This is a genomic window from Syntrophaceticus schinkii, from assembly GCF_000946815.1.
Lineage (GTDB): Bacteria > Bacillota > DSM-12270 > Thermacetogeniales > Thermacetogeniaceae > Syntrophaceticus > Syntrophaceticus schinkii.
On record NZ_CDRZ01000244.1, the window covers coordinates 1 to 25,821 of the forward strand.

A 25,821-nucleotide genomic window follows, 5' to 3' on the forward strand; every position below is an offset into this window, starting at 1 on the left:
GGAGTGAAATCGAGAGGGAATAATTGCAGCGTCTTTTAGCAAAGGCTACTCTTGAGTGCCTTTTTTCTTTTTTTTATTCGACATCAAAACGCTTTTTTTTTAACCTAGAGGCAGGATTTTGGCTGTAATTAATTGAAAGTAAGTTTGTTATGCTGATCAATCAGATCGGGGGTGAAGGATTAGGTAAAAAATAGATATAAATATAATTGTATTTTGGGGTTTGGGCGAGACGAAAATATTGAACTGGAGGTTAAGCTATGTTCTCTCTACGCAAATCTGCTGTATTGATTATTGCTCTGGTTATGGTCCTTACCTTCGGGCTCATGGGATGCGGATCTGATTCCGATACAGATGATTCTGATAAATTGAAGGTAGGGTTTGTTTTTGTTGGCCCCGCCGGGGATCACGGTTGGAGTTACACCCATGACCAGGGACGCAAATACCTTGAGGAAGAACTTCCTTATGTGAAAACCACCACTTTAGAAAGTGTCAGTGACAATGACGCCGAAAAGGCGATCACTCAATTGGTTGAACAAGGCAACAAGATTATTTTTACAACCAGTTTCGGTTTTATGGACCCCACGATCAGTGTGGCCGAGAAGTACCCTGATGTAACATTTATGCACTGCTCCGGTTATAAAACAGCAGGTAATGCAGGGAACTATTTTGGCCGTATCTACCAGCCGCGTTATCTGTCAGGTCTTGCAGCAGGCAAGATGACGAAAACCAATGTGATCGGTTATGTGGCAGCTTTCCCCATCCCGGAAGTAGTGAGAGGAATCAATGCCTTTACTCTGGGTGTGCGGGAGGTAAATCCGGATGCTGTTGTCAAAGTCGTTTGGACCCAGACCTGGCTTGACCCACCTAAGGAAAAGGATGCGGCAAAAAGCCTGCTGGAGCAAAATGCTGATGTCATCGCTCAGCACCAGGATTCACCAGGCCCACTCCAGGCAGCAGAGGAAAAGGGAGTTTACAGCATCGGCTATAACTGCGACATGTCCAAATTTGCACCGAAAGGCTATCTCACCTCTCCGGTCTGGAATTGGGGGCCCTACTATGTGGATGTTGTCAAATCTGTAAAAGAGGGAACCTGGAAGAGTGAAGCATACTGGGGTTCGATGGCTGATCAGGTTGTTGACCTGGCAGCTATGAGTTCTTTAGTGCCGGATGATGTCAAAAAATTGGTAGAGGACAAAAAAGGGAAGATCACTTCTGGTGAATGGGATGTCTTTACAGGCCCTATCAAGGACCAGAAGGGCAATATCAAGGTTCCTGAGGGCAAAAAGATGAGTGATGAAGAGATGCTGGGTTTTGACTGGTTTGTCGAGGGTGTCGAAGGCACTATTGATAATTAGCTATTTTAGTACAGGAGGGTATTGTGACCAGGGCAGTTATCGAGATGCGAGGCATTACCAAACAATTTCCTGGGGTGCTGGCCAATGACAGTGTCCATTTCCGGCTCTTAGAGGGTGAGATTCATGCTCTCCTGGGAGAGAACGGGGCAGGAAAGAGTACACTGATGAGCATCTTGAGTGGTTTATATAAGCCCGATGCAGGGGAAATCTGGCTGCGGGGAGCAAGGATGAATGTTATTGGCTCCCCGCGACAGGCCCTTGATTTGGGGATCGGTATGGTGCACCAGCATTTCCGGCTGGTGGATTCATTTTCAGTCACAGAAAATGTTATTCTGGGTACCATTTCCGGGAAGCTGTCATTAAAGATAAAAGATTATGCAGGCCATCTATCAGGGATTGCTCAACAGTTTGGTATGAAGGTTGACCCGTATGCAAAGGTGTGGCAGTTGTCCATCGGTGAAAAACAGCGGGTGGAGATACTCAAACTCCTTTACAGGGGTACTGATCTGTTGATCCTTGATGAGCCAACAGCGGTTCTGACCCCCCAAGAAACCAGGGATCTATTCCAGACATTGCGCCAGATGGCGGCCACAGGCAAGTCTATTATATTAATAACTCATAAGCTGCAGGAAGTTATGGAGGTCGCTGACCGGATCACTGTGCTTAGAAAGGGCAGAAATGCCGGAACTGTTGCGGTCAAGGATACCAGTGAACAGGAATTGACGAGGATGATGGTGGAAAGGGATGTCCTCTTTACCACTGCAGGCAGAGCAAAGACGAGTGAGCAGCCGGTGTTAACTGTTCAGGATTTGTGTGTTCCTGGGGATCACGGACGACTTGCAGTCAAAAATGTATCTATGGATGTACATGCCGGGGAGATCCTGGGTATTGCCGGTGTAGCCGGTAATGGCCAGCGTGAGCTTACCGAAGCACTTACCGGGCTGCGGCCGGTCAGTGGGGGGAAAATACTGGTGGATGATGTTGAGCTTACCCATAAATCCACCCGGGATTTTATCGATGCTCGGGTAAGCAGCATTCCCGAGGACCGGTTGGGAACAGGTCTTGTACCAGGACTTGATGTATATGATAATGCCATCTTAAAAGATTACCGGAAACCGCCTGTTGGGAAGGGGATTTTGCTCAACCACCGTGCTGTCCATGAAAAAGCGGAGAAGATGGTTGATCAGTTTCATGTTCAGGTATCTGATTTACAGTACCCGGTGCGGATGCTTTCAGGGGGAAACCTCCAGCGTCTCTTGCTGGCCAGGGAGATCATGTCACAACCGCGCCTGGTGATCGCTTCTTACCCGGCCCGGGGACTTGATATCAGCGCAACTGAAGCTGTGTACAGAATGCTTCTTGACCTCTGTAATGAAGGGACAGCGGTGCTGCTCATTTCAGAGGACCTTGATGAACTTATAACTCTTGCGGATCGTATTGCTGTTATTTATAATGGTGAAATCGTCGGTGTGGTTCCTATAGAAGATGCAGATATCGAGGATCTGGGAACGATGATGGTTGGAGGCCGGAGGGAGGCAGTCACAGAATGAACTGGGAGCGGTTTGGTATAAAAATAGAAAAGCAGCTGCATACAACTCCTTTGATCTCGTTTAGTATACCTCTTCTGGCGATCCTGCTGGCCCTGCTTGTAGAGGGGGTTTTTCTCTTCATATCCGGCTATAACCCCTTTGGGGTCTACGGGGTGCTCTTTAAAGGGGCATTTGGAACATGGTATGGCCTTTCAGAATCTATTGTGACGGCAATACCCTTGATCCTCACCGGGCTTGGTGTGTCCATCGCCTTTCGCATGGTTCTGGTGGAATATCGGGGGGGAGGGGCAGTTGTACATGGGGGCGTTCGCTGCCAGTTGGGTGGCTCTGTCTTATCCCGATGCCCCTGCTTACATACTGCAGCCTGCCATGTTCATGGCAGGTTTCATCGGAGGAGCTCTCTGGGGTCTGCTTCCCGCTATACCCAGAGCATTGAAAGGGGTAAATGAAACCCTGACAACACTGATGCTCAACTATGTGGCCATCTTCTGGGTGGGCTACCTGGTTTATGGGCCCTGGCGGGATCCGCAGAGCTATAATTTCCCCATTACTCCGGATTTTTCTCAGAGTGCTATACTGCCTCACCTGGGGAACACCAGGATACATGCAGGTATCCTGATCGCTTTAGGGTTGGTGGTGATCGTCTATTTTGTGATGCAGCATACGGTTTGGGGGTATGAGATCCGCGTTGCCGGTGAAAGCAGGCGGGCAGCAGATTATGCTGGAATCAATGTTGTCAGGAACATTCTCTTGGTGATGATGATCAGTGGGGGATTATGTGGGCTGGCCGGTTATTGTGAGGTGGCGGGGATTTTTCGCAAGCTCCAGCATACCATCTCACCTGGTTACGGTTATACAGCAATCATTATTGCCTGGCTGGCCAAATTGAACCCATGGGCTATTGTTGTTGTTGCCTTCCTTTTCGGGGGGTTGATTTCCGGGGGATATACCATGCAGGCAGCCGGCCTTCCCTCTACAACAGTTACCATGCTGCAGGGTGTGATTCTCTTCTTTGTGCTTGGGGGAGAGATCTTGACGCGCTACCGGATTCGATTCATCAGGAAGGATGGTGCTAAAGCATGAGCTTCTCCCTGGTTACAGTAGTTTTAGCGGCAGCGATTACCGCCGGGACACCGATACTCTATGCCTCTTTGGGAGAGCTCATTTGCGAGAGGGCGGGGGTTTTGAATCTCGGTGTAGAAGGCATGATGCTGGTAGGTGCTGTAACAGGTTTTATTGTCACTGTACAGACTGGTAATCACTGGCTCGGCTTTGGTATGGGGATATTTTGCGGTGGTTTGGTGGCTTTGATTCATGCCTTTTTGAGTGTAACCCTGCACGCAAACCAGGTTGTCAGCGGTCTGGCGCTTACCATGTTTGGTACAGGCTTGAGCGGCTACCTGGGGCAGAAGATGGTGGGGATTCCGCTGGAGTCGCCTTTTAGGGCTTTTGATCTGCCGGGTCTGAGCAATATACCTTGTTTGGGGCCGATTTTTTTCCAGCATGATGCATTGGTTTATCTTTCCTATATTTTAATTCCTCTCTGCTGGTATTTATTATTTCGTACCTCGGCGGGACTCAACCTGCGTGCGGTAGGGGAGCACCCGGGTGCGGCTGATGCCGCGGGGCTGAATGTGGCGGTATTTCGCTATTTTGCTGTTGTCACGGGTGGTATGCTGGCAGGTGCGGGTGGTGCTTACCTATCGTTGGCATATTCTCCTTCCTGGGTACAGAATATGTCAGCTGGCAGGGGTTGGATTGCTGTTGCTCTGGTGATCTTCGCTATGTGGAATCCTTTAAGGGCATTGCTCGGCGCTTATCTCTTCGGGGGGATCGAGGCTCTGGGCTTTCGACTGCAGGCTGTGGGAATTACTGTATCACCATTTTTTTTGCGGATGCTGCCCTATCTGTTTACCATCCTGGTGCTGGTTCTGGTAACATCCGGGAGAAATGCGGGTGCACCTGCCGCTCTTGGGATATCCTATGAAAGGGAAGAAAGGTGAGCTGAGTGAGACGCGAGAACCGTCCCCGCGTCTCACCCGCGTCTCAGATCTTGACAATGCCTTCATTAATTCCGTATAATTACTACTGTAATTAAAGCAATTAATATCAGCTTAAAACGATGATCAGGAAGAGTATGCTGTTATGGGTTGAGTCAGCGAGCCGGGGAGGGTGTGAGCCCGGCAGAGGGGACAGCAGAAAATCACCTGGGAGTGCCTGCCGAAAAAATGATGATGAGTAAGCAAGGCCGTTTGAGGAGCGTTACTCCTTTAAAAAGAGCCTTCTTGTAGAAGGAAGCAGGGTGGTACCGCGGGAACCTCTCGCCCCTTACGGGGAGGGGTTTTTTATTTTACATAAATACTATTTAATATAAATGAGGTGAGCAGTTTTGGAGTATAAGAAGACATTAAACCTGCCCCATACCGATTTTCCCATGCGCGCCAATCTTCCTAAAAGAGAACCTGAGGTTTTGGGCTTCTGGGATGAAATTGGCCTTTATGACCAGATCTGTAAGGGGTTCCAGGGAAAGCCCAAGTATATCCTGCACGATGGTCCCCCATATGCCAACGGCAATCTTCATCTGGGGCATGTCCTGAACAAAGTTTTAAAAGATATTATTGTAAGATACCGTGTCATGGCAGGCTTTAATGCCCCTTATGTACCTGGCTGGGATACCCATGGCCTTCCTATTGAACAGCAGGTCATCAAAACCATGAAAGTTGACCGCCACAAAATGGGTCCCGTCAAGTTTCGCCGCCTGTGCAGGGATTATGCACTCAAGTATGTGGATATACAGCGAAAGGAGTTCCAGCGCTTGGGGGTGATGGGGGATTGGCAAGACCCCTATCTAACCCTGAAACCCGCCTATGAGGCCGTGCAGATCGGTCTGTTCGGTAAAATGGCTGAGAAAGGATTTATATATAAGGGCCTCAAGCCTGTTTACTGGTGCACTGATTGCGAGACTGCCCTGGCTGAAGCAGAGGTGGAGTACCAGGAGGATGAAAGCGAATCGATCTATGTGCTTTTCCCGGTCAGGGACAGCAAAGGGGTTTTTGATGCTGATGAGAATACATATGTCCTCATCTGGACCACCACACCCTGGACGATACCTGGGAATATGGCCATCTCAGTGCACCCGGATTTCCAGTATGTTCTTGCAGAGGTAGATGGCAAGAAGTTGATCACAGCCAAAGAACTCCTTCCTAAAGTTGCAGAGATCAAAGGGGAGAAAAATCCTCGCATTCTGGGAACCTGGCAGGGAAGCCAGCTGGAAGGGATCCGCTGCCATCATCCCTTTTATGAGAGGGATTCCATTGTGATCACAGGGAGACATGTTACATTAGAACAGGGTACAGGTGCTGTTCATACCGCACCCGCCCACGGTACCGAGGACTTCGAGGTCTGCCAAAAGCATGGGATTCCGGTTCTGTCACTGGTTGATGGCAAGGGGAGATTTCTTCCCGAGGCTGGGCTCTTTGCGGGTATGATGGTTTTCGAAAGCAATGAGCACGTGATCAAAGAATTAGAGGAGCGAGGTAAGCTCTATCACCAGGAGAAGCTGTTTCACCAGTACCCGCACTGCTGGCGCTGCAAAGATCCCCTTATGTTCAGGGCAACTGAGCAGTGGTTTGCCTCTATCGACGGCTTCCGCAAGGAGGCTCTGCGGGCTATCGATGAAGTGGAGTGGATTCCCTCCTGGGGCAGGGAGCGTATCCATAACATGATCGCTGAGCGCGGTGACTGGTGTATTTCCCGCCAGCGCGTCTGGGGGGTGCCTATCCCCATCTTTTATTGTGAAGAATGTGATGCTACAATAATCAATGAAGAGACGATTCTCCATCTGCAGAAGCTGTTTGCTGAAGGTGGCTCTGATGTCTGGTTTGAGCGCTCTGCAGCAGAACTCCTGCCTGACGGTTTCCGGTGTCCCTCCTGTGGAGGGGAAGACTTTCGCAAGGAAACTGATACCATGGATGTTTGGTTTGATTCCGGCTCCAGCCACATGGCGGTGCTGGAGCAGCGCCCGGAACTCAGGTGGCCCGCAGACCTCTATCTGGAAGGGAGTGACCAGCACAGGGGCTGGTTCAACTCATCTTTATGTACATCTGTTGCGGTTAGAGGCACAGCCCCTTATAAGGGTGTGCTCACCCATGGGTTTGTTGTTGATGAAGATGGGAGAAAGATGTCCAAATCGCTGGGGAATGTGGTTTATCCCCAGGAATTAATTGATAAATTCGGTGCAGATGTGTTGAGGTTATGGGTGACTTCAGCTGATTACCGGAACGATATGGCTGTTTCCAAGAAGATCATGGGTCAGCTGGCAGACACCTACCGGAAGATCCGCAACACATTCCGTTTTCTGCTGGGCAATCTTTATGACTTTGATCCGGAGAAAGACAGCCTGCCTTACGAAGAGTTATCTCATTTGGACCAGTGGATTCTGTTCAGACTCCACCAGTTGATTCAGAGGGTAAACAAGGCATATGAAAAAAGTGAATTCCATATTGTTTATCATGCCATCTCCACTTTTTGTGTGGTGGATCTAAGCTCCTTTTATCTTGATATAACCAAAGACACACTGTACTGCTCAGGAGCATTGGATGGGGAGCGCCGCGGCATACAAACTGTGCTTTTTGAAGCAGGCAGTGTCTTAGCGCGACTCTTAGCTCCTGTAATGCCCTTTACCACAGAGGAGGTGTGGGGCTATCTGCCTGGTATGAAAGCCATGGCGGAAAGTGTACACTTAACTTCTTTGCCTCAGGTAAACCGTGATTATCTGAACCCTGAGCTGGAAAGACTGTGGGAAAGGCTTCTCAACCTGCGGGATGAAGTAGCCAAAGCTTTAGAGGCCGCCCGCCAGGAAAAGGTGATTGGGCCTGCCACCCAGGCAAATGTCTCTCTTTATCCTGAGAATGAAGAAGCACTCAAGTTTTTACAGCAAGTGGAAGATGAGCTGCCTGCACTTTTTATCGTATCTGGGGTTAAGGTGCATCAGGTTTGGGAAGTTGTACCTCAAGGGGCATTGAAACCGGAGAATGGTCTTCCTTTGCAGATCGCGGTAGCTCCTGCACCCGGCGGGAAATGCACCAGGTGCTGGCTTTATAAAGAAACTGTGGGGCAATCTGCCTCTCACCCGGAACTCTGTGAGCGCTGCCGTGAAGTTGTAGAGAAGTGTGAGGGGTGATCTGAATGCAGGATGTGATCACAAAAGAAAAAGTCGCCGCGCTGCCTGATCATGCGGAGTTAAGGGTTAGGGCAGGGGCGATCATTACACAGGCTGCGCGGGAGTTGATCAAGGAAAAGGGAGTTTCATTGCTGTTTGATGAGGGCGGCCTCGCTGAGTCTCAGGAGATGGATCACGATGCTGAACACGCTATTGTAACAGTTGTTGGCCGTGACCGTGTGGGTATTATCGCAGGAGTGGCAGGGATTCTTGCGGATGCTGATGTTAATATTCTGGATATCAGCCAGACCGTCCTGCAGGGCTTTTTTGCCATGATCATGATCCTGGATCTTTCCCGTTCCCAGGATGATTTTACAGAACTGCGGCAGAAGCTGGAAGAAGCGGGGGATGAAATGGGTTTAAAGATCACCCTGCAGCATGAAGATGTCTTTCAATACATGCACCGCGTTTAGGGAGGATGACGCAGAAGTGCCTTTTTCCTATACTCAAGATGAAATCCTGGAAACCATACGCATGGTAGAGATGGAGAACCTTGATATCAGAACGATCACCATGGGTATCAGCCTGCGTGACTGCGCCGACCCTGACCTGAAAGCAGCGGGAAAGAAGATCTATGAAAAGATTGTACGCTGTGCAGGCAATTTGGTAGAGGTAGGAGAGGGATTGGAGCGCAGCTTCGGCATCCCCATTATCAATAAGCGGGTGGCTGTGACCCCCATAGCTTTAATCGCTGAGTGTTCAGGGGATGATGATTACTGCTGCCTGGCACAGGTTTTGGATGATGCAGCCCGGGAGATCGGTGTGAATTTTCTCGGAGGTTATGCTGCACTGGTACATAAGGGGTTTACGACAGGTGACCGCAACCTGATCAACTCCATACCCCAGGCTCTTTCAGAGACAGAACATGTCTGTGCTGCAGTCAATGTGGGTACAACCAAATCAGGTATCAATATGGAAGCTGTTTATCAGATGGGAAAAGTGATCAAGGAGACCGCGAAAAGAACCGCGAACAAGGACGGCCTGGGCTGTGCCAAACTGGTTGTTTTCTGCAATGCTCCTGAAGATAATCCCTTTATGGCCGGGGCATTTCATGGAGTCGGAGAACCGGAGTGTGTGATTAATGTAGGTGTCAGCGGTCCAGGGGTAATCCTGAATGTCGTCAGGAATCAGCCTGATGCAGATCTAGGTACACTGGCCTCCCTGATCAAGCAGACAGCATTCAAGATCACCCGCATGGGGGAACTGTTCGGACGAACCGCATCCAGTAAGCTGGGGGTTCCTTTTGGGGTTGTTGATCTGTCACTGGCACCGACTCCTGCTGTGGGTGACAGTGTGGCTGAAATTCTCGAAGCGATGGGTTTGGAAAGGTGTGGAGCGCCCGGTACCACTGCTGCCCTGGCTGTACTCAATGATGCAGTTAAAAAGGGTGGGGCGATGGCCTCCTCCTATGTGGGGGGCTTAAGTGGTGCCTTTATCCCGGTAAGTGAGGATCAGGGGATGGCCCGCGCGGTGGCTGAAGGCGCCTTGACCATAGAAAAGCTGGAGGCCCTAACCTGTATCTGTTCTGTTGGTTTGGATATGGTCGTTATTCCGGGAGATACCCCTGCAGAGACCATCGCTGCAATCATTGCTGATGAAGCAGCGATTGGAATGATCAACAAGAAAACAACAGGAGTGCGTTTGATACCGGCTCCGGGAAAGAAAACCGGAGATAGGGTAGAATTTGGAGGGCTTTTGGGTAATGCTCCGGTGATCAATGTGAGCAGTTACAGTTCAGCTGCCTTTATCAAGAGGGGGGGCAGGATTCCCGCTCCTCTGCAAGCCCTTACAAATTGATAAACACCCTGCAGCAAAGCATGATTGACCCCGGATAAAGAGGGTGAGGTTTGGGGAAGACTTTAATTCAGGGGAATATGATGCGGGAAATCACTGCTGATCTCATTGAAACCCTGAAACAGAAAATAGACGAATTGTCTTTCAATTTGGAACGCATGAAACTTGCTGAGTATGTGGAGTTATTGAATAAGCCCAGGCGCCTCCTCTACATCAACTTCATTTCCGGGCTTGCCCGTGGATTAGGAATAGCTGTGGGCTTTACACTGCTGGGGGCACTTGTCCTTTTTATTTTGCAGCGCATTGTTGTCCTTAACCTCCCACTGGTGAGCGATTTTATTGCCACTTTGGTGCATCTGGTACAGTGCAGCTGGAGGGGAAGGTTTAAAATAATGATGATGGGGGGAATAAGCATTGGAACAAGATAAGCTTGCTTACTTCCGCTGGCTTTTAGAGGGGGAGAAGAGGAGTGCCCAGGACAGCCTGTCCTCCCTTGAGGAAGCCGAAGTGTTGGGTGGGCTTAGAGATTCAATAAATGAACTATCTATGTATGATAACCACCCCGCTGATATTGGAACGGAAACCTTTGAACGCAGCAAAGATATAGGGCTTAAGGACCTTGCTCAGCGGCAGATCAAAGAGATCAATGATGCCCTGGGAAGGATTACAGAGGGGAATTATGGAATATGTGAAGGGTGTGGGGAAGAGATCCCTGAGGAGAGGTTGGAAGCCATGCCTTCTACAACCTTTTGTTATCAATGCCGCCAGAAGCTTGATGATCAAGTAACAGCTCACAGGCGTCCGGTGGAAGAGGGAGTGGTGATGCCACCTTTTGGAGGGTTCGCCGAGAACCGGCTCCATACGAAGCATGAGGTGCAGTTTGATGGGGAGGATGCCTGGCAGGCGGTGGAGCGTTTTGGAACCTCCTCTGACTTTGAAAACCGCGATGGAAGAGGGGGGAACTGTTGAGGATGTTGAGGGAATATGTGTTTACAGGGATGTATCGAAGGGATGCGTCTATCAGGATTTGCGCGGGAAGGATGATGAGGAGCGCCCAGGGCAGCTTGATGGGTTGATCAGAATATGAGAATCGGTGTTTTTTCTGACAGTTACCGGCCGTATGTCAGCGGTGTGGTGTTATCCATTGAAACCTTTTCCCGCGAACTGGCACACCTGGGGCATGAGATATTTGTTTTTGCGCCAGAATATCCCCAGGTAAAGGGTGAAAGAGAGCCTCATATATTTCGCTTTCCTTCTTTTCATACTCCTATTAATCCGGAGTTCTATATAGCTCTGCCCTTCTTGTGGGCAGCCAGGAAGTACGCCTCCGGGATAGGCCTTGATCTGGTCCATGTTCACTCCCCATTTATGCTGGGCCAGGTAGGGGTCAATTTGGCGCGTTATTTAAATATACCTGCTGTTTTCACCTATCACACACTCTACGACCAGTACATGCACTATGCTCCCCTCGCGGGTCAGATTACTAAAAAGGGAATGGTCAAGTATGCAAGTAATTTTTGCAATCGATGTGACCTGGTGATCACGCCTACAGAAGTGATCAAAGAGATGATCCAGGGGCATGGGGTAAAGAAACCGGTGATAGCCATACCCACCGGGGTTTACCCGGAGCGCTTTCAGGCCGGGGATCCGGGTTTTCTTAATAAAAACTTCGGGATTTCCCAGGATACAAAGGTGTTACTGTTTGTCGGGAGAATTGGTAAAGAAAAGAACCTTTCCTTTCTGTTGCGTGCCTTTGCACTGATAGCCGAACAGGAGAGGGATGCTGTTCTGGTTTTGGTAGGAAGTGGTCCTGAGGAGACAGTGCTTCACTATTCAGCAATGGACCTGGGTATTGGAGAAAGGGTTATTTTTACCGGGAAACTTCCACCTGAGACTGTTGCGGGAGCCTACAGGTCCGCGGATATTTTTGTTTTTCCCTCTGTAACTGAAACCCAGGGCCTTGTTCTGGTGGAAGCCATGGCTGCCGGCCTACCGGTAGTTGCTAAAGCCGCTTACGGTTCCCTGGCTATGGTAGAGGATGGGATTACCGGTTTCCTCTGCCAGGGTGAGGAGGATGAATTTGCGGAGAAAACACTGTCCATTTTGAGTGATCCGGAACTGAAGCTTCGTATGTCTGAGTCCGCCTTGAGAAAAGCAGAGGAGTTGGCTGCAGACAAAATGGCTCTGCGCCTGGAGAGTGCCTATCTGGCTTTGATCAATGGGAACCATGATAAGCTCTGGCAAATGGGGGAGGAAGGTTGAAAAAAGAAATATTGAATGTTGTTTTATTTTTCTTTACCACTTTTGTGCTTCTGGCAGTCGACCAGGTGACAAAGGTGGTTATCGTTAATCATATGCGACCCGGGGAATCAATTCCTGTCATAGAACGCATTTTTCATATCACATATGTGAGAAACCCGGGGGGAGCATTTGGCATTCTTGCTCATCGAACAGAGATCTTTATTGTGCTGGCTGTTCTCTTCATCATTATAGTTTTGGCCCTGCCCGTTTATTTCCCCGGAAGAAACCTGAAATTGACCTGCGCTCTGGCCATCCTCACAGGGGGTGTGATGGGCAATTTAGTCGACCGTTTGCGCAGCGGCTATGTTGTTGATTTTCTTGATTTCCGCGTGTGGCCGGTCTTTAATGCGGCAGATATCTTTATTTTTACAGGAACTGCTCTTTTATTTATTTTTTTTATTGCGAAAAATAAACTGAAGGGGGTGCCGTAATGGAGCGGGAATATTGCTTAAAGGTGCCTCCGGAGGCAGCGGGGGAACGCTTGGACAGGTTTCTCGTCTGCCAGTCTCTCTTAGTAAGCCGCTCTCAGGCGCAAGGCCTCATTGAAAAAGGGAAGGTCCTGGTCAATTCAGTACCCAGGCGCTCCAGCTACAGGGTACAGTCAGGTGATCTCATAGTAATGCAGGCACCGCCTCCTTTCCAGGAGATTGTGCCTGTTCCGGAAGATATCCCTTTGGATATCATCTACGAAGATGAGGACTTAATGGTGATCAATAAATCCCAGGGGATGGTTGTTCACCCGGCTGCCGGCCATAAACAGGGCACTTTAGTCAATGCACTGCTCAATTACTCTGTACATCTTTCCAGTGTCGGGGGACATTTAAGGCCGGGGATTGTACACCGCCTGGACAAGGATACCTCGGGTTTGCTGTTGGTGAGCAAAACTGATTTTACCCATCAGGAGCTTGCCAGGCAGCTGAAAGCACGTGAGATTACGAGAAGGTATCTGGCTTTGGTGCATGGAGTGGTCAGGGAGCAACAGGGTGTGATCGATGCCCCACTGGGAAGGGATCCCAGGGAGCGCAAAAAAATAGCCGTTTTGGCGAAGGGTACTGCAGGTGCCCGGGAGGCCCGCACCCATTACCGTGTCAGGGAAAGGTACGCCGGTTATACTCTTCTGGAGGTTTCCCTGGAAACAGGACGCACACACCAGATACGCGTACATCTTTCCTATGCAGGGTACCCTGTGGCCGGTGACCGCGTTTACAACTGCCGCGGAAATCCCTTGAACCTGCCAGGGCAGGCACTCCACGCCTTTCAGATCACTTTCCGGCATCCTTGTACCCGCGAGGTGCTGACCTTTGAAGCGCCATTACCTAAAGTGTTTGCAGATACTTTATCCAAACTGCGGTGTTAATATGGCCAGGCTTGCTTTATTGCTTTATTCATAATCATGGGACGTTTCTTGCGGTTTATTTTCAGTCAGCAGAATGATCTTTTTCCAACGACTAACCACCAACCTGAAAAACAGAAGTCGGAGGTAAGAAGTTAGGAGTATGAACATCCTTTTCCAACGACCAAAGATCAACCCGAAAGACCGAAGTCAGAAGTCTGATGTGTGTACGCCTGGTGTGTTCCTCCCTGCAGAAATGCGCCAGGAACCGTCCCCCTTGCATCTTTCCGAAGAAACGAGTTTTGTGAGGATTAAAAAATTTTTCGAGTTTTCTTGACATGAACCCCAGCATGATCTATTCTATGTAAAAGGTCCTTTAAGCTGGTCCTGCGAGACTGGAAAGGAAGTATATTACTTAAGCCATTCCGCCTGCTGACAAGGTACCTTTCGGCAGGTATTTTTGTGTGCTAAAGGAGGGAATAGGTTGTCCCAGCGAGAAAAAGTCCAGATTATGAATGCGGACGAGATGCGAAGGGTAATTACAAGAATTGCTCATGAAATCTTAGAAAGGAATGCCGGCACAGATGATCTAGTAATAATTGGTATCAGGAGGCGTGGTGTCCCTCTTGCCAGGAGAATTGCCGAAAAAATCAAAGAAATTGAAGGCACTTCAGTACCATTTGGTACTTTGGACATCACCCTGTACCGGGATGACTTGAGCCAGCTAGACTACCACCCGCTGGTGAGAAAGACTGAAGTTCCCTTCAGCATTACAAAGAAGAGGGTTATCCTGGTTGATGATGTCCTGTTTACCGGTCGAACAGCCAGAGCCGCTCTGGATGCATTGGTGGACCTGGGCAGACCGGAGTTCATTCAGCTGGCAGTTTTGATTGACCGTGGGCACAGGGAACTACCCATTAGAGCGGATTTCGTAGGAAAGAATGTTCCTACTTCACGTAGAGAAGTGATCAATGTAAACCTGCAAGAAGTAGATGGGGAAGACAAGGTGACAATCGCTGAAAAAGGAACATAATAACCGCATATCCCTTTTAATCTAGTCCGGTGAGGCTGGCAAGGGGGCAGGAAGAAGGTTCAAGAGACCTCTTTGTTAGCCTGAAATAGGTGCAAAGAGGTTTTTTATATTCCACAAGGGGGTAATAATAAGGTCATGAAGTTCAAACAGAAGGATGTTCTCGGTTTAGAGGGCTTAAGCCCGCAAGAAATCAATTTAATCCTGGATACCGCAGAGCCCATGAAGGAGATCATGACAAGGGATATCAAAAAGGTGCCTACATTGCGTGGCCACTCAGTGATTACACTCTTTTATGAGCCCAGTACTCGCACCCGTACCTCCTTTGAATTAGCTGCCAAGTACCTGGGGGCTGATACCAGCAGTGTTACGGTGGCCGCAAGCAGTGTCAAGAAGGGAGAAAGCCTGCGCGATACCGCTAGAACCCTGGAGGCCATGGCCGCTGATGTGATCATTATCAGACATAGTGCCGCCGGTGCTCCTCACCAACTGGCGCGCTGGGTGAGTGCCAGAGTGATCAATGCCGGTGACGGTGCTCATGAGCACCCGACACAGGCTCTTCTTGATATGTACACCATTCGTGAAAAGAAGGGCGGTCTCCAGGGGCTCAAGGTTGCTATTCTAGGTGATATTTCCCACAGCAGGGTAGCGCGGTCAAATATCTGGGGTCTGACGAAAATGGGAGCACAGGTCAGGGTTGTGGGACCCACTACATTGATGCCACCGGAAATCGATAAGTTGGGAGTGGAGGTCTATCATCATTGGGAAGAGGGGCTGCGGGATGTGGATGTGATCAATGTCCTGCGCATTCAGCTGGAGCGTCAAAAGAAGGGCCTCTTCCCCAGCATCAGGGAATACACTCAGTTATATGGGCTGGATCAGAAAAAACTGCAGGCAGCCAAATCTGATGTGCTTGTGCTGCACCCGGGCCCGGTTAACCGCGGGATAGAAATAAGCCCGGATGTGCAGGATGGCCCCCATGCAGCAATAAATGAGCAGGTGACCAACGGAGTAGCTGTACGCATGGCCCTGCTTTATCTACTTATGGCAAGAGGTGAACAAGATGAAGTACCTGCTTAAAGGTGGAATGGTTGTCGACCCTGTTTCTAAAAGAGTGGACAGGCTGGATCTTCTTTTGGAGGATGGAGAAATCACTGCTGTAGAGCAGCAGATCGAGGCCGTGGGAGCAGAAGTGCTTACTATGGATGGCTGTTATATTTTTCCGGGCTTTGTTGATCTGCACTGCCACCTCAGGGAACCTGGTGAAGAATTAAAAGAAACCATTCTTACAGGTACCAGGGCTGCAGTAAGAGGAGGCTTCAGTGCTGTTGCCTGTATGGGCAATACAAACCCTCCCGCTGACAGCAGTTCAGTGATCACCTTTATCAAAGATAAAGCGAAAGAGGCATCATTCCCGGTTTATCCGGTGGGTTGCGCCACAAAGAAGAGGGAGGGAGAAGAGCCTCTGAAATCGGGGACCTGGTAGAGGCAGGAGCTGTTGCTCTGTCTGATGACGGGGACTCGATTATGAATGGTGAGGTTCTGCGCAGGGTGATGGAATATGCGCAGATGTTCGATATTCCGGTGATCAGTCATTGTGAGGATATGAATATGACCGGAGCCGGTGTGATGCATGAGGGTATGAATTCTACACTGCTTGGTCTGGATGGGATACCTTCCGCTGCAGAGGATGTTCATGTGGCACGTGATATAATCATTGCAGAACTGACAGGGGCACACCTGCATATTGCTCATGTCAGCACTGCCGGTGCTGTAAACCTGATTCGCCAGGCGAAGAGGCGCGGTATACACGTCACTGCAGAGGTTACTCCCCACCATCTCTGTTTGACCGATGATGCCGTCAAGGAGTTTGATACCAATGTCAAGGTCAAGCCCCCTCTGCGCACCAGGGATGATGTGGATGCTTTAATTGAAGGGCTCAAAGATGGGACCATTGATGCTATTGCAACAGATCACGCTCCCCACCGCAGAGATGAGAAAGAGGTGGAGTTTAATCAGGCCCCCTTTGGCATCTCCGGTTTGGAAACAGCTGTCCCCCTGGTCTGGGAACACCTTGTGGAAAGCAATATTTTAGGTGTGGTAGAACTGGCACTTAAAATGGCCTATAATCCCGCCCAGATCTTGGGGCTGCCGGAGCGCGTTATCAAAGTCGGCACCAGAGCAAACCTCACGGTCATCGACCCGCGGCAGAAAAAGCCTGTCAGGGTTGATGAGTTCTTGTCTTTAGGAAAAAACTCACCTTTCGATGGTTGGGTTCTGCGCGGCTGGCCGGTGTTGACTATAGCCAATGGGGTCAGGCTTGAGTAATTTACTTATTTTTTGGTTCCCGAATACTCCTCGTGTCCGGTAGGTTTGCTGCTTATTCGGGGAATGTGCTGGGGACGGGTTTCTATTGCATACGACATCTGATTAGATCAAGCATCTATTTTAAGGGTAGATTCCCATGCCGCATTATGGCAATACCAGCAGAGGATGAAAACAGGAGCCGAAATCTAACGCTGAGGAACCAGCAGAAGGCAGATTCTTCACGGATTCCGACATCTGAGCTCTGGCATCAGACATCTATTTTCAGGGTAGACGTCCATGCCGCTTTATAGAATATCACTAGAAAATGTAGGTGACAGAGAACCGTCCCCTGTCACCTTTTTAGAACAGAAGGAGTAGAAATAATGAATCAACCAGGAGAATTTAGCTGCAAGGTAAGTGGACAGGTTAACCTGGCCACTCACTATTACTTGATAGAACTGGAGGCATCTGTGTTGGCACGATCCGCAACTCCCGGCCAGTTTGCTATGCTGCGCTGCGGTGAGGGGCATGATCCCTTTTTAAGGCGCCCTTTGGGTATCCACCAGGTGAATAAACAGCTGGGGCGCATCTCTTTTCTTTACAAGGTCAGGGGAAAGGGGACCAGTTGGCTGTCCCAGAGGAAGAGTGGTGATCCAGTGTCCCTCTTAGGTCCCCTGGGACGAGGATTTAACTGTTCTGAGCCGGGCAGTAAGGGGTTGGTGGTGGGTGCCGGTGTAGGGGTTGCCCCTCTTCTTTTTCTGGCCTCTGAACTGGCAGACCGCGGATGGGAACTGATTATTCTCATGGGAGGGCGCAGTGAATCAGGGATCTTGCGCCCGGATGCCTTTATGGAATATGGCACTGTGAAAATCGTTACAGAGGATGGAACCAGCGGCATCAAGGGCACTATTCTGGATCTTGTGGCAGATGAATTGGAGAAGTCATCCTTTGACCGGATCTTTTCCTGTGGGCCCCTGGCTGTTTTAAAGGGGGTACAGGGGATGAGCAAGGAAAAAGGGATTCCAGCAGAATTATCCTTGAGGAGTGGATGGCCTGTGGGGTAGGGGCCTGTGTGGGGTGTGTCTGTCAGGGTGCTGATGGGTCATACCTCAGGGTATGCCATGAGGGGCCGGTATTTGAAGCAAGGGAGGTGGTTCTGGGTGGCTGACCTTGCTGTAGATCTTGCCGGAATCAAGATGAAGAACCCTGTGATGTCCGCATCCGGGACATTTGGATCAGGTGTGGAATATGCCGGTGTTTTTGATGTTGGTATGATGGGGGCTTTGGTAACCACGGGGTTAACATTAGAATCCAAGGCTGGCAACAGGCCGCCCCGTCTCTGTGAAACACCCGCGGGACTGCTCAATGCTGTGGGGCTGCAAAACCCGGGGGTCGACGCCTTTATCAGGGACATTCTGCCGGGGATGCTTGACTTTGGTGTGCCGGTGATCGCCAATATTGCCGGCAGCACAAAGGATGAGTTTGTTGAGATAGCTGAGAAGTTTACCGGGACAGGTGTTGCAGGTCTGGAGATCAACATCTCTTGCCCTAATGTGAAAACCGGGGGAATGGCTCTGGGGACTATCCCGGAGGTTGCTGCCCAGGTAGTGGAGGCAGTGATCGATTCAACGGATCTCCCTGTTATCGTCAAACTGACACCCAATGTGACCAATATTGTTGAACTGGCCAGAGCAGTGGCTGATGCAGGGGCTGATGCCCTCTCCTTGATCAATACCCTTTTAGGGATGGTGATCGATGTAGAGCAGAGGAAGCCGGTGCTGGGTAATATTATGGGTGGGCTTTCCGGTCCTGCTATACGCCCCATAGCAGTGCGGGCTGTTTGGCAGGTGGCACAAGCTATAAGGATCCCTATTATCGGGATGGGTGGTATCTGTACCGGAAGGGATGCTTTGGAGTTCATGATGGCAGGTGCTTCCGCGGTTGCGGTTGGCTCCGCCTTTTTCCATGACCCCCTGTCAGCGGTCAGAATCATCACTGAACTGGATGAATACTGCGGCGAACATGGGGTGGACAGGCTGCAGGATCTTGTAGGATCTGCCTGGAAAGAATGAAGCAGTAGATGGAAGGAGATAAAGGATGCAGATAAAAGATAGATTGATCGTGGCATTGGATGTTACTGAAAGAGAAAAAGCACTTGAACTGGTAGAGATGCTGCATGACTGCTGTGGTATGTTTAAAATTGGGTTGGAGCCCTTTTGTATCTTTGGCCCAACTTTTGTGGAAGAAATCCAAGACCGTGGTGGGAAAGTCTTTTTAGACCTTAAATTTCATGATATTCCCCGTACTGTTGCCCAGGCAGGGCGTGCCGCTGCTCGCCTGGGAGTGGAGATGTTCAATGTGCATATCGCAGGCGGCAGTGAGATGATGAAAGCGGTTGTGGAGGCTGTTAGGGAAGAGACAGCAGGAAAGAAGCAGGCGAAGATTCTCGGTGTCACAGTGTTGACCAGCTTGGGGGCCGATGAACTGACAAGGGATTTGGGGATCGATAGATCTCCTTTAGAACAGGTGATTTTCTGGGCACAAGAGGCCAAGGAGTGTGGGCTTTCCGGTGTTGTGGCCTCTCCCAGGGAGATATCAGCGATCCGTGAACACTGTGGCCGCGATTTTTTAATAGTCACACCAGGGATCAGACCTGCCGGCTTTGAGAGCGGCGACCAGAAACGGATAAGCACCCCGGGTGATGCGGTGAGGAGTGGGGTGGACTACATCGTAGTGGGACGACCCATCTTGCAGGCACAGGATCCCAGGCAGGCGGCATTGGATATTGTCAGAGAAATGGAGGAGGCAATTAGATGACCGAACAGGAACTGATAAAGTTATTTATAGAGCGCAGTGCACTGCTGGAGGGGCATTTCCGTTTGACCTCAGGGCTGCACAGCAACCGCTATATTCAGTGTGCTCAGGTGCTGCAGTATCCGGATTTATCTGCAATGCTGGGGGAAAAACTCGCTGCTCCCTTCAGTGAGCAGGGTGTGAATTTGGTAGTGGGGCCTGCCATCGGGGGGATCATTGTTGCCCAGGAGACAGGGCGTGCCCTGGGTGTAAGGGCCATTTTCACAGAGCGTGAACAGGGGAAGATGACCCTGCGCCGCGGTTTTGGGATCAAAAGAGGGGAACGAGTGGTGGTAGTGGAGGATGTAGTGACTACCGGTGGCTCCACCAAGGAAGTGATCGAGATGGTCAAGGAATATGGTGGTGTTGTAGCAGGTGTGGGCTCCCTGGTAGACCGCCACAGCGGAGCTCTTGATTTCGGTGTGCCCTTTTATCCACTGCTTAAACTGGATATAGAAACCTATTCCTCGGATGACTGCCCGTTGTGCCGGGAGGGAATTCCGGTAGTGAAACCAGGGAGCAGGAAAGAGTAGGATGCAGTGGGGACGGTTCCTGGTGCATTTCTGCGAGGGGGATCACCCCTGGCGCACGCACTTCAGACTTCTTACTTCCGGTCTCTGACTTCTGTTTTTTAGGTTGGTCGTTGGAAAAGGAAGTTGGGCATCTTTAGGATGAAATATGGATGGTAGGGGATGTTGGGTGCTTAAACTTCGTCCCCGCAGCATCCAAGGCCTGCTGTGGTACTAGTAGTTAGACTGGTTCTAAATATATTAATATAACAAGATTGATTATTTGCTGTGGTCCATCAATAGATTTGCGCAGGGCTGTGCCAATGAACGAGGGATAATTTTCTTAACTAATATAAAAACAAAATATCCAACTAAAACACCCAGCGTATTTAACCATAAATCATCAATATCTGTACCCCGGTATAAAGGAAACTGAATTAATTCGATAAATAGAGAAATAATAAAGCCACATAAAACTGTCTTACCAAGCGATCTCATTTTATGCCACAATAAAGGTATAAAAAATCCTATTGGAATAAAGATCATAATATTTCCTAAAAAGTTTATTATAAAATAACTAAAACAATGATCTACAAAAACAGCTTGATAAGTTTCTTTAAATACTAAAAAGGGAATCAGATTATATCTGTGTTGAAATGCGCCAACTATACTAATTCCGTCATTCCCAAATTCAATTTTTGGATAAATGGTTTGTGAAGCAAGTCCAACAAGATATACCACAAAAATCATTAACATACATTCTCTAACTAAGTTAAACTGTTTACTTTCATCTTTCCTTAACACATAGATTACAACCCGAACAATTATAAAAATTGGTAATGAAATCAGCATATACGGGAGCATATTAACAATATATCGGATAATTTGTGACATAATATTCTCCTTTTTAAAAAAATAGTCATATTAAGATATTCTCTGCTATTCTTCTTTTTCCTGCTAAATAAAGTCAGTAATTCGGTAATTATGGTAGATAATGTTGTTGAGAGTTGCAGTGTCAAATAGAGTGTGTAAGGGGGACAGTCCCCAGTGTATGATTGGTAACAGTTGTTAGTGGTTATCCGGTTCTTCTGGGGCTTTCGGTGTGACATAAAAGGTTTGGTGTTTTTTGTAAATGACAAACCCCGGCCGAGCGCCTTTGGGTTTGCTGACATTCTTTCGTTTGGTGCAGTCGACAGGCACATTGGATGAAAGCCGCGCCTCGCTGAAATAGGCTGCCAGTCCGGCTGCTTCTTCCAGTGTGGAGAGGGGAACTTCCTTGCCAGGTATATTTTTGACAACAATATGTGCCCCGGCACTGTCTTTGACATGCAGCCAGCAGTCATCATCCTGAGCAAGCCGCATCGTCAGGTAGTCGTTTTGCTTGTTGTTCTTGCCGATGAGAATGGTAAAGCCGTCCTGTGAAGTGAACTGCTTTATCTGGGGTGCTTCTTTTCTTTGCTCCTTCTTTTTGCGCTTTTCCTTCTCTCTAGCGCTAGTGCGCAGGTATCCTGCCTCCTCCAGTTCTGACTGAATTTCGCCAATTTCTGACAGAGTAGCTGCCTGTTCCAGACCAATTTCCACACTGTTTAAGTAACGGACCTCTGCAGCTGTTTTCCGGATATTCTTTTTGATAATTTTTAAAGAGTCCCGGGCTTTATTATATTTCCGAAAAAATTTCTGGGCATTCTGGCTGGCTGTCATTGATGGGTTGAGCTTAACTATAATGTGAGGCCCATCAGGTTCGTAGATATCCGGGAGACTGATCTCACGAGTACCGGGTTTGATCAGGTGCAGGTGGGCAAAAACTGTCTCCCCCCATAGGCGGAGTTTCAAAGCTTTCTTAGCTTCTGCTTCATCTTGTTCCTGGTAAGACAGTTTTTTGCAGCGTTGGGAGAGTTCACGCTTAATTACATGAGCAAGGTGTCTGTGAATCTGTTGAAACCTGTTGATCTCCCTGCGTTCAGTATAAAACCGGTCAAGCATTTCATTGACTGTCTGGCACCGGACAATGTTGAGACCCTCGTATTGGGTTAGGAAAATAGGTGCATAAGCAGTTGGCTGCTTATCCTGAAAAACAATGATTGGCTCAACACCTTGTCCCTGTATCAGGGGAGGGATAATGTCCTGAATTACCTGCCATAATGATTGTAGTTCATGAGCCCCACAGTATTCCAGACGCAGGTTATGGTCGAGGTCAGTTCGCAGAACGATTTCCCGGGACAGAACAGGTCCCACTCCCTCCAGAATGGAAAAAAGAACCTTTTCCAGGGATTTTTTCAGGGGATGGCTGAGTATAAGCTTAATGAATTCGTCTTCATCCAGTGTTAAGGGGTGCACCTTTTCTTGTGCAGGTGGTGACAAGTAAGTACGACCAGGTAAAACTTCGCGGTATCTGCTCAAGGCATGAGAGTAGCGCTTGATCCCATCGATGATTTGGTTTGATTCAGGATTAATCAGAATCAGATTGCTGTGTTTGCCCATGATCTCTACAACCAGGACCAACTCCTGAAACTCCCCACTTTCTGCGATGCGATTAAAGGTAAGTCGCACAATGCGATCCAGGCCTACTTGCTGGATATCAGTCAAGCGGCTTCCCTCCAGGTATTTCCTCAGAACAATACAAAACTGAGGAGGGGATAGGGGGTTTTTCTTTTCCCTTGTGGTAAGGTGCAGGCTGGCACTCTCTGCTTTAGCTGAGAGCAGCAGACGCCAACTCTGTCCGGAACTACGGATTACTAAAATTATCTCCTGCCTTTCCGGTTGGAAGACACGCTCCACCCTCCCTGCCAGCAGGGTTTCCCGCAGTTCTCTGATGATCAGGTGTAAGGTTATACCGTCTGGTGACATCTATCTAAACTCCTCTATTAAATGATCTTCTATACTTATTGTATCACATTACAGCTTCCGGCTATATTTAACAGGGTTGTAAGAGATGGGTAACGCCAGCGTGCACTGGGGACAGTCCCCCTTGCAGAAAAACAGAAGCCGGATACCGGAAGTCGCATGTTAGAAGTTACCAGGGACTTCCTTGTATTACTAAAGAGCATTATGGCATGCTACATTTACGAACCACATTAGACAACTGAAGTTTTCTAACCACTAACGACTAACCACCAACCTGAAAAACAGAAGTCAGAGACCGGAAGTCTGAAGTGCGTACGCCAGAGATGATCCCCCTTGCAGAAATGCGCCGGGAACCCCCATTGCATCCCCTTGCAGAAATGCGCCGGGAACCGTCCCCATTGCATCCCCATTGCATCTCCCCCTTGAACCACTTGCTGATTTTGTTGAGATGGGTTAATCTAATAATAGGTGTTTTCTGGAGTTTGAGACTACCATGGGGTGAATTGTGTTGAACTTTACCAAGTGGCACGGTTTAGGCAATGACTTTGTTTTAATGGAATTGTCTCCTGATGCTATTCCGCAAGAGAAGATTGCCGGTTTTGTACACAGGGTCTGCCACCGTCATTTTGGTGTCGGTGGGGATGGCCTTGTTTTTGTTTACTGTGATGACAAAGGATTCATTAATATGCGCATTTTTAATGCAGATGGCACAGAACCGGAGATGTGTGGGAATGCCATCCGTTGTGTCGCCAAATATCTTTATACAAAAGGATTGGTGAAGGATACATCCTTTCCTATCCAGACTAAAGCAGGGATCAAGGTCCCGGAGGTGATCATCAAGGATGGGGAGGTTACCGCGGTTAAGGTGGATATGGGGGAACCCATTCTGGAGAGTGAACAGATTCCCTTTAAGGGAGAACGGGGCTCCAAAGTAATTGATCAAGAAATTCAGGTTGACGGGAAAAAGATATTAATTACAGCTGTTTCTATGGGAAACCCCCACTGTATACTGTTCATCGATGAGCGGGTCGATCAGTTCCCTGTACACATTTTGGGGCCGCAGTTGGAGTGTCACCGGCTCTTTCCGGCAAAAACCAATGTAGAGTTTGTTGAGGTTTTAGACCGCAATAGGGTGAGTGTGCGTGTTTGGGAAAGGGGTGTCGGAGAGACACTGGCTTGCGGAACCGGTGCCTGTGCTGTGGCTGTTGGTGGTTCCTTGTGCGGTCACCTGGACCCATCGGTGGAGGTGAACCTTTCCGGAGGCAGGCTTTATGTGGAGTGGGGCAGTAATAACCATGTCTATATGACCGGCCCTGCAGTAGAGGTCTTTCAAGGAAGATGCCGGGTTGAGAGGTGGGAAGTGGGAAGTTAGAGGTGAGAAATAGAGGTGGGAAGTGGGAATAGATATTGGAAGCCGGAGGTCGTATTTCGGAAAAGGATGGCACCTTGCACCGTGAATAAGTGCTTGGTACTGCAAAAAATGTTATAAGGAGGATAAGGATGAAAGTTGCTGAACGCCTGGCGGCATTACCGCCCTATCTTTTTGCCCGCATTGAGCAAAAGATAGAGGAGTTAGAAGAAAAGAATGTTGATGTGATCAGTTTAGGAATAGGTGACCCGGATCTACCTACACCTCCACATATTGTGCAGGTATTACAGGAACAGGTAAAGAACCCGGAAAACCACCGCTATCCTTCCTCAGCGGGGATGCTGGCTTTCCGCCGCTCTGTTGCTGACTGGTATCAAGGTAGATTTCAAGTGGAACTCGATCCTTCTACAGAGGTTGTGACACTCATTGGATCAAAAGAGGGGCTTGCACATATTTCCTTTTGTTATTTACAAGATGGAGACACTGCATTGATTCCGGACCCCGGTTATCCTGTCTATGGTATTGGAGCAGCACTGGCCGGTGCGAAAAACTATCTGCTTCCTCTTAAAGAAGAAAACGGTTTTCTCCCAGACCTGAGAAACATACCAACTGATGTATCAAAAAATGCCAAATTAATGTTTCTTAATTACCCCAATAACCCTACAGGGGCTACCTGTGATCAATCGTTTTTTGAGGATGTTGTAGAATATGCCAAGAGTTTTGATATTATAGTTTGTCATGATGCAGCCTACTCCGAGATCACCTATAATGATTATGATGCCCCGAGTTTTCTGCAGGTACCGGGTGCCAGAGATGTGGGAATTGAATTTCACTCCCTATCCAAGACCTATAAGTATGACGGGTGGGTCGCGTGGTGGCGGCAGGGAATAGAGAACTGATCAGATCCTTGACAACTATCAAATCCAATATAGATTCCGGTGTTTTCCAGGCGGTCCAGTACGCTGGGATAGCTGCACTGGAAGGCCCTCAGGACTGTGTTGCAGAGATGAAGCGCATCTATGAAGAAAGACGACAGATCGCTCTTCAGGGGCTGAAGGAGCTAGGGTGGAATATTTCTCTTCCCAAGGGAACAATTTACCTGTGGGTTCCAGTGCCACCGGGGTTCAATTCAACCGAGTTTGCTGAACTGGTACTGGAAAAGGCTGCAGTGGTGATTACTCCGGGGCTTGGCTATGGCAAATATGGAGATGGTTATTTCAGGATATCATTGACCCTGGACACAGAGCGGCTGCAGGAGGCATTTGCGAGGATGAAGAAGGCTTTTGGTAGCTTGTTTGATTGATTTTATGCCGGATGTCCAGGAACTGCGCTTTGGTTTGTCAGCATTTTCTGAC

At 49.0% G+C, this 25,821-nt stretch carries 23 protein-coding genes, 2 pseudogenes and 1 other annotated feature; of the genes and pseudogenes, 23 read left to right on the forward strand and 2 right to left on the reverse strand.

The window, feature by feature from the left end; translation table 11 throughout:
• Positions 1 to 257 precede the first annotated feature (257 nt).
• From SSCH_RS10000 to pyrE, 21 genes and pseudogenes are all read left to right on the forward strand, one after another.
• A complete protein-coding gene (locus SSCH_RS10000) occupies positions 258 to 1,355 on the forward strand; it encodes a BMP family ABC transporter substrate-binding protein (protein WP_044665336.1) in 1,098 nt (365 codons plus the stop codon).
• Between the two features lie 23 nt (positions 1,356 to 1,378).
• On the forward strand, positions 1,379 to 2,905 hold the full coding sequence (locus SSCH_RS10005) for an ABC transporter ATP-binding protein (RefSeq protein ID WP_156972227.1): 1,527 nt from the start codon (positions 1,379 to 1,381) through the stop codon (positions 2,903 to 2,905).
• Positions 2,906 to 3,202: 297 nt separating this feature from the next.
• Positions 3,203 to 3,988 carry an ABC transporter permease gene (locus SSCH_RS10010; protein WP_232294346.1) on the forward strand — a complete coding sequence of 262 codons (786 nt, stop codon included), beginning with the start codon at positions 3,203 to 3,205 and terminating at the stop codon, positions 3,986 to 3,988.
• Positions 3,985 to 4,908, forward strand: a complete 924-nt coding sequence (locus SSCH_RS10015; protein WP_044665337.1) for an ABC transporter permease — start codon at positions 3,985 to 3,987, stop codon at positions 4,906 to 4,908. The genes SSCH_RS10010 and SSCH_RS10015 overlap by 4 nt, the downstream gene beginning before the upstream one ends.
• A gap of 110 nt (positions 4,909 to 5,018) precedes the next feature.
• Positions 5,019 to 5,237: a binding site (T-box leader), on the forward strand.
• Between the two features lie 57 nt (positions 5,238 to 5,294).
• Positions 5,295 to 8,087 carry an isoleucine--tRNA ligase gene (gene ileS, locus SSCH_RS10020; protein WP_044665338.1) on the forward strand — a complete coding sequence of 931 codons (2,793 nt, stop codon included), beginning with the start codon at positions 5,295 to 5,297 and terminating at the stop codon, positions 8,085 to 8,087.
• 5 nt (positions 8,088 to 8,092) lie between these two features.
• On the forward strand, positions 8,093 to 8,539 hold the full coding sequence (locus tag SSCH_RS22415) for an ACT domain-containing protein (RefSeq protein ID WP_232294340.1): 447 nt from the start codon (positions 8,093 to 8,095) through the stop codon (positions 8,537 to 8,539).
• Positions 8,540 to 8,555: 16 nt separating this feature from the next.
• Positions 8,556 to 9,923 (forward strand): PFL family protein, encoded by a 1,368-nt coding sequence (locus tag SSCH_RS10030; RefSeq protein WP_269746178.1) that lies wholly within the window; start codon positions 8,556 to 8,558, stop codon positions 9,921 to 9,923.
• Positions 9,924 to 9,973: 50 nt separating this feature from the next.
• Positions 9,974 to 10,348 (forward strand): DUF5665 domain-containing protein, encoded by a 375-nt coding sequence (locus SSCH_RS10035; protein ID WP_232294341.1) that lies wholly within the window; start codon positions 9,974 to 9,976, stop codon positions 10,346 to 10,348.
• Positions 10,335 to 10,889 (forward strand): TraR/DksA C4-type zinc finger protein, encoded by a 555-nt coding sequence (locus SSCH_RS10040; protein ID WP_052835548.1) that lies wholly within the window; start codon positions 10,335 to 10,337, stop codon positions 10,887 to 10,889. The genes SSCH_RS10035 and SSCH_RS10040 overlap by 14 nt, the downstream gene beginning before the upstream one ends.
• Positions 10,867 to 11,007, forward strand: coding sequence for a hypothetical protein (locus tag SSCH_RS18340; RefSeq protein ID WP_156972228.1), 141 nt, complete (start codon positions 10,867 to 10,869; stop codon positions 11,005 to 11,007). The genes SSCH_RS10040 and SSCH_RS18340 overlap by 23 nt, the downstream gene beginning before the upstream one ends.
• Positions 11,004 to 12,182: a glycosyltransferase family 4 protein gene (locus tag SSCH_RS10045; RefSeq protein WP_044665340.1), complete on the forward strand. Its 1,179-nt coding sequence runs from the start codon at positions 11,004 to 11,006 to the stop codon at positions 12,180 to 12,182. The genes SSCH_RS18340 and SSCH_RS10045 overlap by 4 nt, the downstream gene beginning before the upstream one ends.
• Positions 12,179 to 12,652, forward strand: coding sequence for a signal peptidase II (lspA, locus tag SSCH_RS10050; protein WP_198142373.1), 474 nt, complete (start codon positions 12,179 to 12,181; stop codon positions 12,650 to 12,652). The genes SSCH_RS10045 and lspA overlap by 4 nt, the downstream gene beginning before the upstream one ends.
• Positions 12,652 to 13,578, forward strand: coding sequence for an RluA family pseudouridine synthase (locus SSCH_RS10055; protein ID WP_044665341.1), 927 nt, complete (start codon positions 12,652 to 12,654; stop codon positions 13,576 to 13,578). The genes lspA and SSCH_RS10055 overlap by 1 nt, the downstream gene beginning before the upstream one ends.
• Before the next feature lie 460 nt (positions 13,579 to 14,038).
• Positions 14,039 to 14,587, forward strand: a complete 549-nt coding sequence (pyrR, locus tag SSCH_RS10060) for a bifunctional pyr operon transcriptional regulator/uracil phosphoribosyltransferase PyrR (RefSeq protein WP_084711084.1) — start codon at positions 14,039 to 14,041, stop codon at positions 14,585 to 14,587.
• A 135-nt stretch (positions 14,588 to 14,722) separates the two neighbouring features.
• A complete protein-coding gene (locus SSCH_RS10065) occupies positions 14,723 to 15,664 on the forward strand; it encodes an aspartate carbamoyltransferase catalytic subunit (protein WP_044665342.1) in 942 nt (313 codons plus the stop codon).
• Positions 15,648 to 16,912 (forward strand): annotated as a pseudogene (locus SSCH_RS10070) (dihydroorotase). Before SSCH_RS10065 ends, SSCH_RS10070 begins: the two are co-directional and overlap by 17 nt.
• Positions 16,913 to 17,274: 362 nt before the next feature.
• Positions 17,275 to 17,955, forward strand: a complete 681-nt coding sequence (locus tag SSCH_RS10075; RefSeq protein WP_052835549.1) for a ferredoxin reductase domain-containing protein — start codon at positions 17,275 to 17,277, stop codon at positions 17,953 to 17,955.
• A complete protein-coding gene (locus tag SSCH_RS21970; RefSeq protein WP_084711085.1) occupies positions 17,940 to 18,059 on the forward strand; it encodes an iron-sulfur cluster-binding protein in 120 nt (39 codons plus the stop codon). The genes SSCH_RS10075 and SSCH_RS21970 overlap by 16 nt, the downstream gene beginning before the upstream one ends.
• On the forward strand, positions 18,052 to 18,963 hold the full coding sequence (locus tag SSCH_RS10080; RefSeq protein ID WP_269746179.1) for a dihydroorotate dehydrogenase: 912 nt from the start codon (positions 18,052 to 18,054) through the stop codon (positions 18,961 to 18,963). The genes SSCH_RS21970 and SSCH_RS10080 overlap by 8 nt, the downstream gene beginning before the upstream one ends.
• A 25-nt stretch (positions 18,964 to 18,988) precedes the next feature.
• Positions 18,989 to 19,708, forward strand: a complete 720-nt coding sequence (pyrF, locus tag SSCH_RS10085) for an orotidine-5'-phosphate decarboxylase (protein ID WP_044665344.1) — start codon at positions 18,989 to 18,991, stop codon at positions 19,706 to 19,708.
• A complete protein-coding gene (pyrE, locus tag SSCH_RS10090; protein WP_044665345.1) occupies positions 19,705 to 20,277 on the forward strand; it encodes an orotate phosphoribosyltransferase in 573 nt (190 codons plus the stop codon). The genes pyrF and pyrE overlap by 4 nt, the downstream gene beginning before the upstream one ends.
• Positions 20,278 to 20,532: 255 nt before the next feature.
• On the opposite strand, the gene SSCH_RS10095 is transcribed toward pyrE, so the two are convergent.
• Both SSCH_RS10095 and SSCH_RS10100 read right to left on the reverse strand, forming a co-directional pair.
• A complete protein-coding gene (locus SSCH_RS10095) occupies positions 20,533 to 21,057 on the reverse strand; it encodes a VanZ family protein (RefSeq protein ID WP_198142374.1) in 525 nt (174 codons plus the stop codon).
• Positions 21,058 to 21,321: 264 nt separating this feature from the next.
• Positions 21,322 to 23,100, reverse strand: coding sequence for an Rqc2 family fibronectin-binding protein (locus tag SSCH_RS10100; RefSeq protein WP_044665347.1), 1,779 nt, complete (start codon positions 23,098 to 23,100; stop codon positions 21,322 to 21,324).
• A gap of 505 nt (positions 23,101 to 23,605) precedes the next feature.
• Between SSCH_RS10100 and dapF the strand changes: the two genes are divergently transcribed.
• Positions 23,606 to 24,469 (forward strand): diaminopimelate epimerase, encoded by an 864-nt coding sequence (gene dapF, locus SSCH_RS10105; protein WP_084711086.1) that lies wholly within the window; start codon positions 23,606 to 23,608, stop codon positions 24,467 to 24,469.
• Positions 24,470 to 24,597: 128 nt separating this feature from the next.
• Positions 24,598 to 25,769: pseudogene (locus tag SSCH_RS10110) on the forward strand (LL-diaminopimelate aminotransferase).
• Positions 25,770 to 25,821 lie beyond the last annotated feature (52 nt).

What these genes read in the sequence shown, in the direction of transcription:
- SSCH_RS10010 (WP_232294346.1), top strand. Translation starts at nt 3,203, where the DNA reads ATGGGGGCGTTCGCTGCCAGTTGGGTGGCTCTGTCTTATCCCGATGCC.
- SSCH_RS22415 (WP_232294340.1), top strand. Translation starts at nt 8,093, where the DNA reads ATGCAGGATGTGATCACAAAAGAAAAAGTCGCCGCGCTGCCTGATCAT.
- SSCH_RS10075 (WP_052835549.1), top strand. Translation starts at nt 17,275, where the DNA reads ATGAATCAACCAGGAGAATTTAGCTGCAAGGTAAGTGGACAGGTTAAC.
- SSCH_RS10045 (WP_044665340.1), top strand. Translation starts at nt 11,004, where the DNA reads ATGAGAATCGGTGTTTTTTCTGACAGTTACCGGCCGTATGTCAGCGGT.
- SSCH_RS10100 (WP_044665347.1), bottom strand. Translation starts at nt 23,100, where the DNA reads ATGTCACCAGACGGTATAACCTTACACCTGATCATCAGAGAACTGCGG.
- SSCH_RS21970 (WP_084711085.1), top strand. Translation starts at nt 17,940, where the DNA reads ATGGCCTGTGGGGTAGGGGCCTGTGTGGGGTGTGTCTGTCAGGGTGCT.
- pyrF (WP_044665344.1), top strand. Translation starts at nt 18,989, where the DNA reads ATGCAGATAAAAGATAGATTGATCGTGGCATTGGATGTTACTGAAAGA.
- SSCH_RS10055 (WP_044665341.1), top strand. Translation starts at nt 12,652, where the DNA reads ATGGAGCGGGAATATTGCTTAAAGGTGCCTCCGGAGGCAGCGGGGGAA.
- SSCH_RS10065 (WP_044665342.1), top strand. Translation starts at nt 14,723, where the DNA reads ATGAAGTTCAAACAGAAGGATGTTCTCGGTTTAGAGGGCTTAAGCCCG.
- SSCH_RS10015 (WP_044665337.1), top strand. Translation starts at nt 3,985, where the DNA reads ATGAGCTTCTCCCTGGTTACAGTAGTTTTAGCGGCAGCGATTACCGCC.
- pyrE (WP_044665345.1), top strand. Translation starts at nt 19,705, where the DNA reads ATGACCGAACAGGAACTGATAAAGTTATTTATAGAGCGCAGTGCACTG.
- SSCH_RS10000 (WP_044665336.1), top strand. Translation starts at nt 258, where the DNA reads ATGTTCTCTCTACGCAAATCTGCTGTATTGATTATTGCTCTGGTTATG.
- SSCH_RS18340 (WP_156972228.1), top strand. Translation starts at nt 10,867, where the DNA reads ATGGAAGAGGGGGGAACTGTTGAGGATGTTGAGGGAATATGTGTTTAC.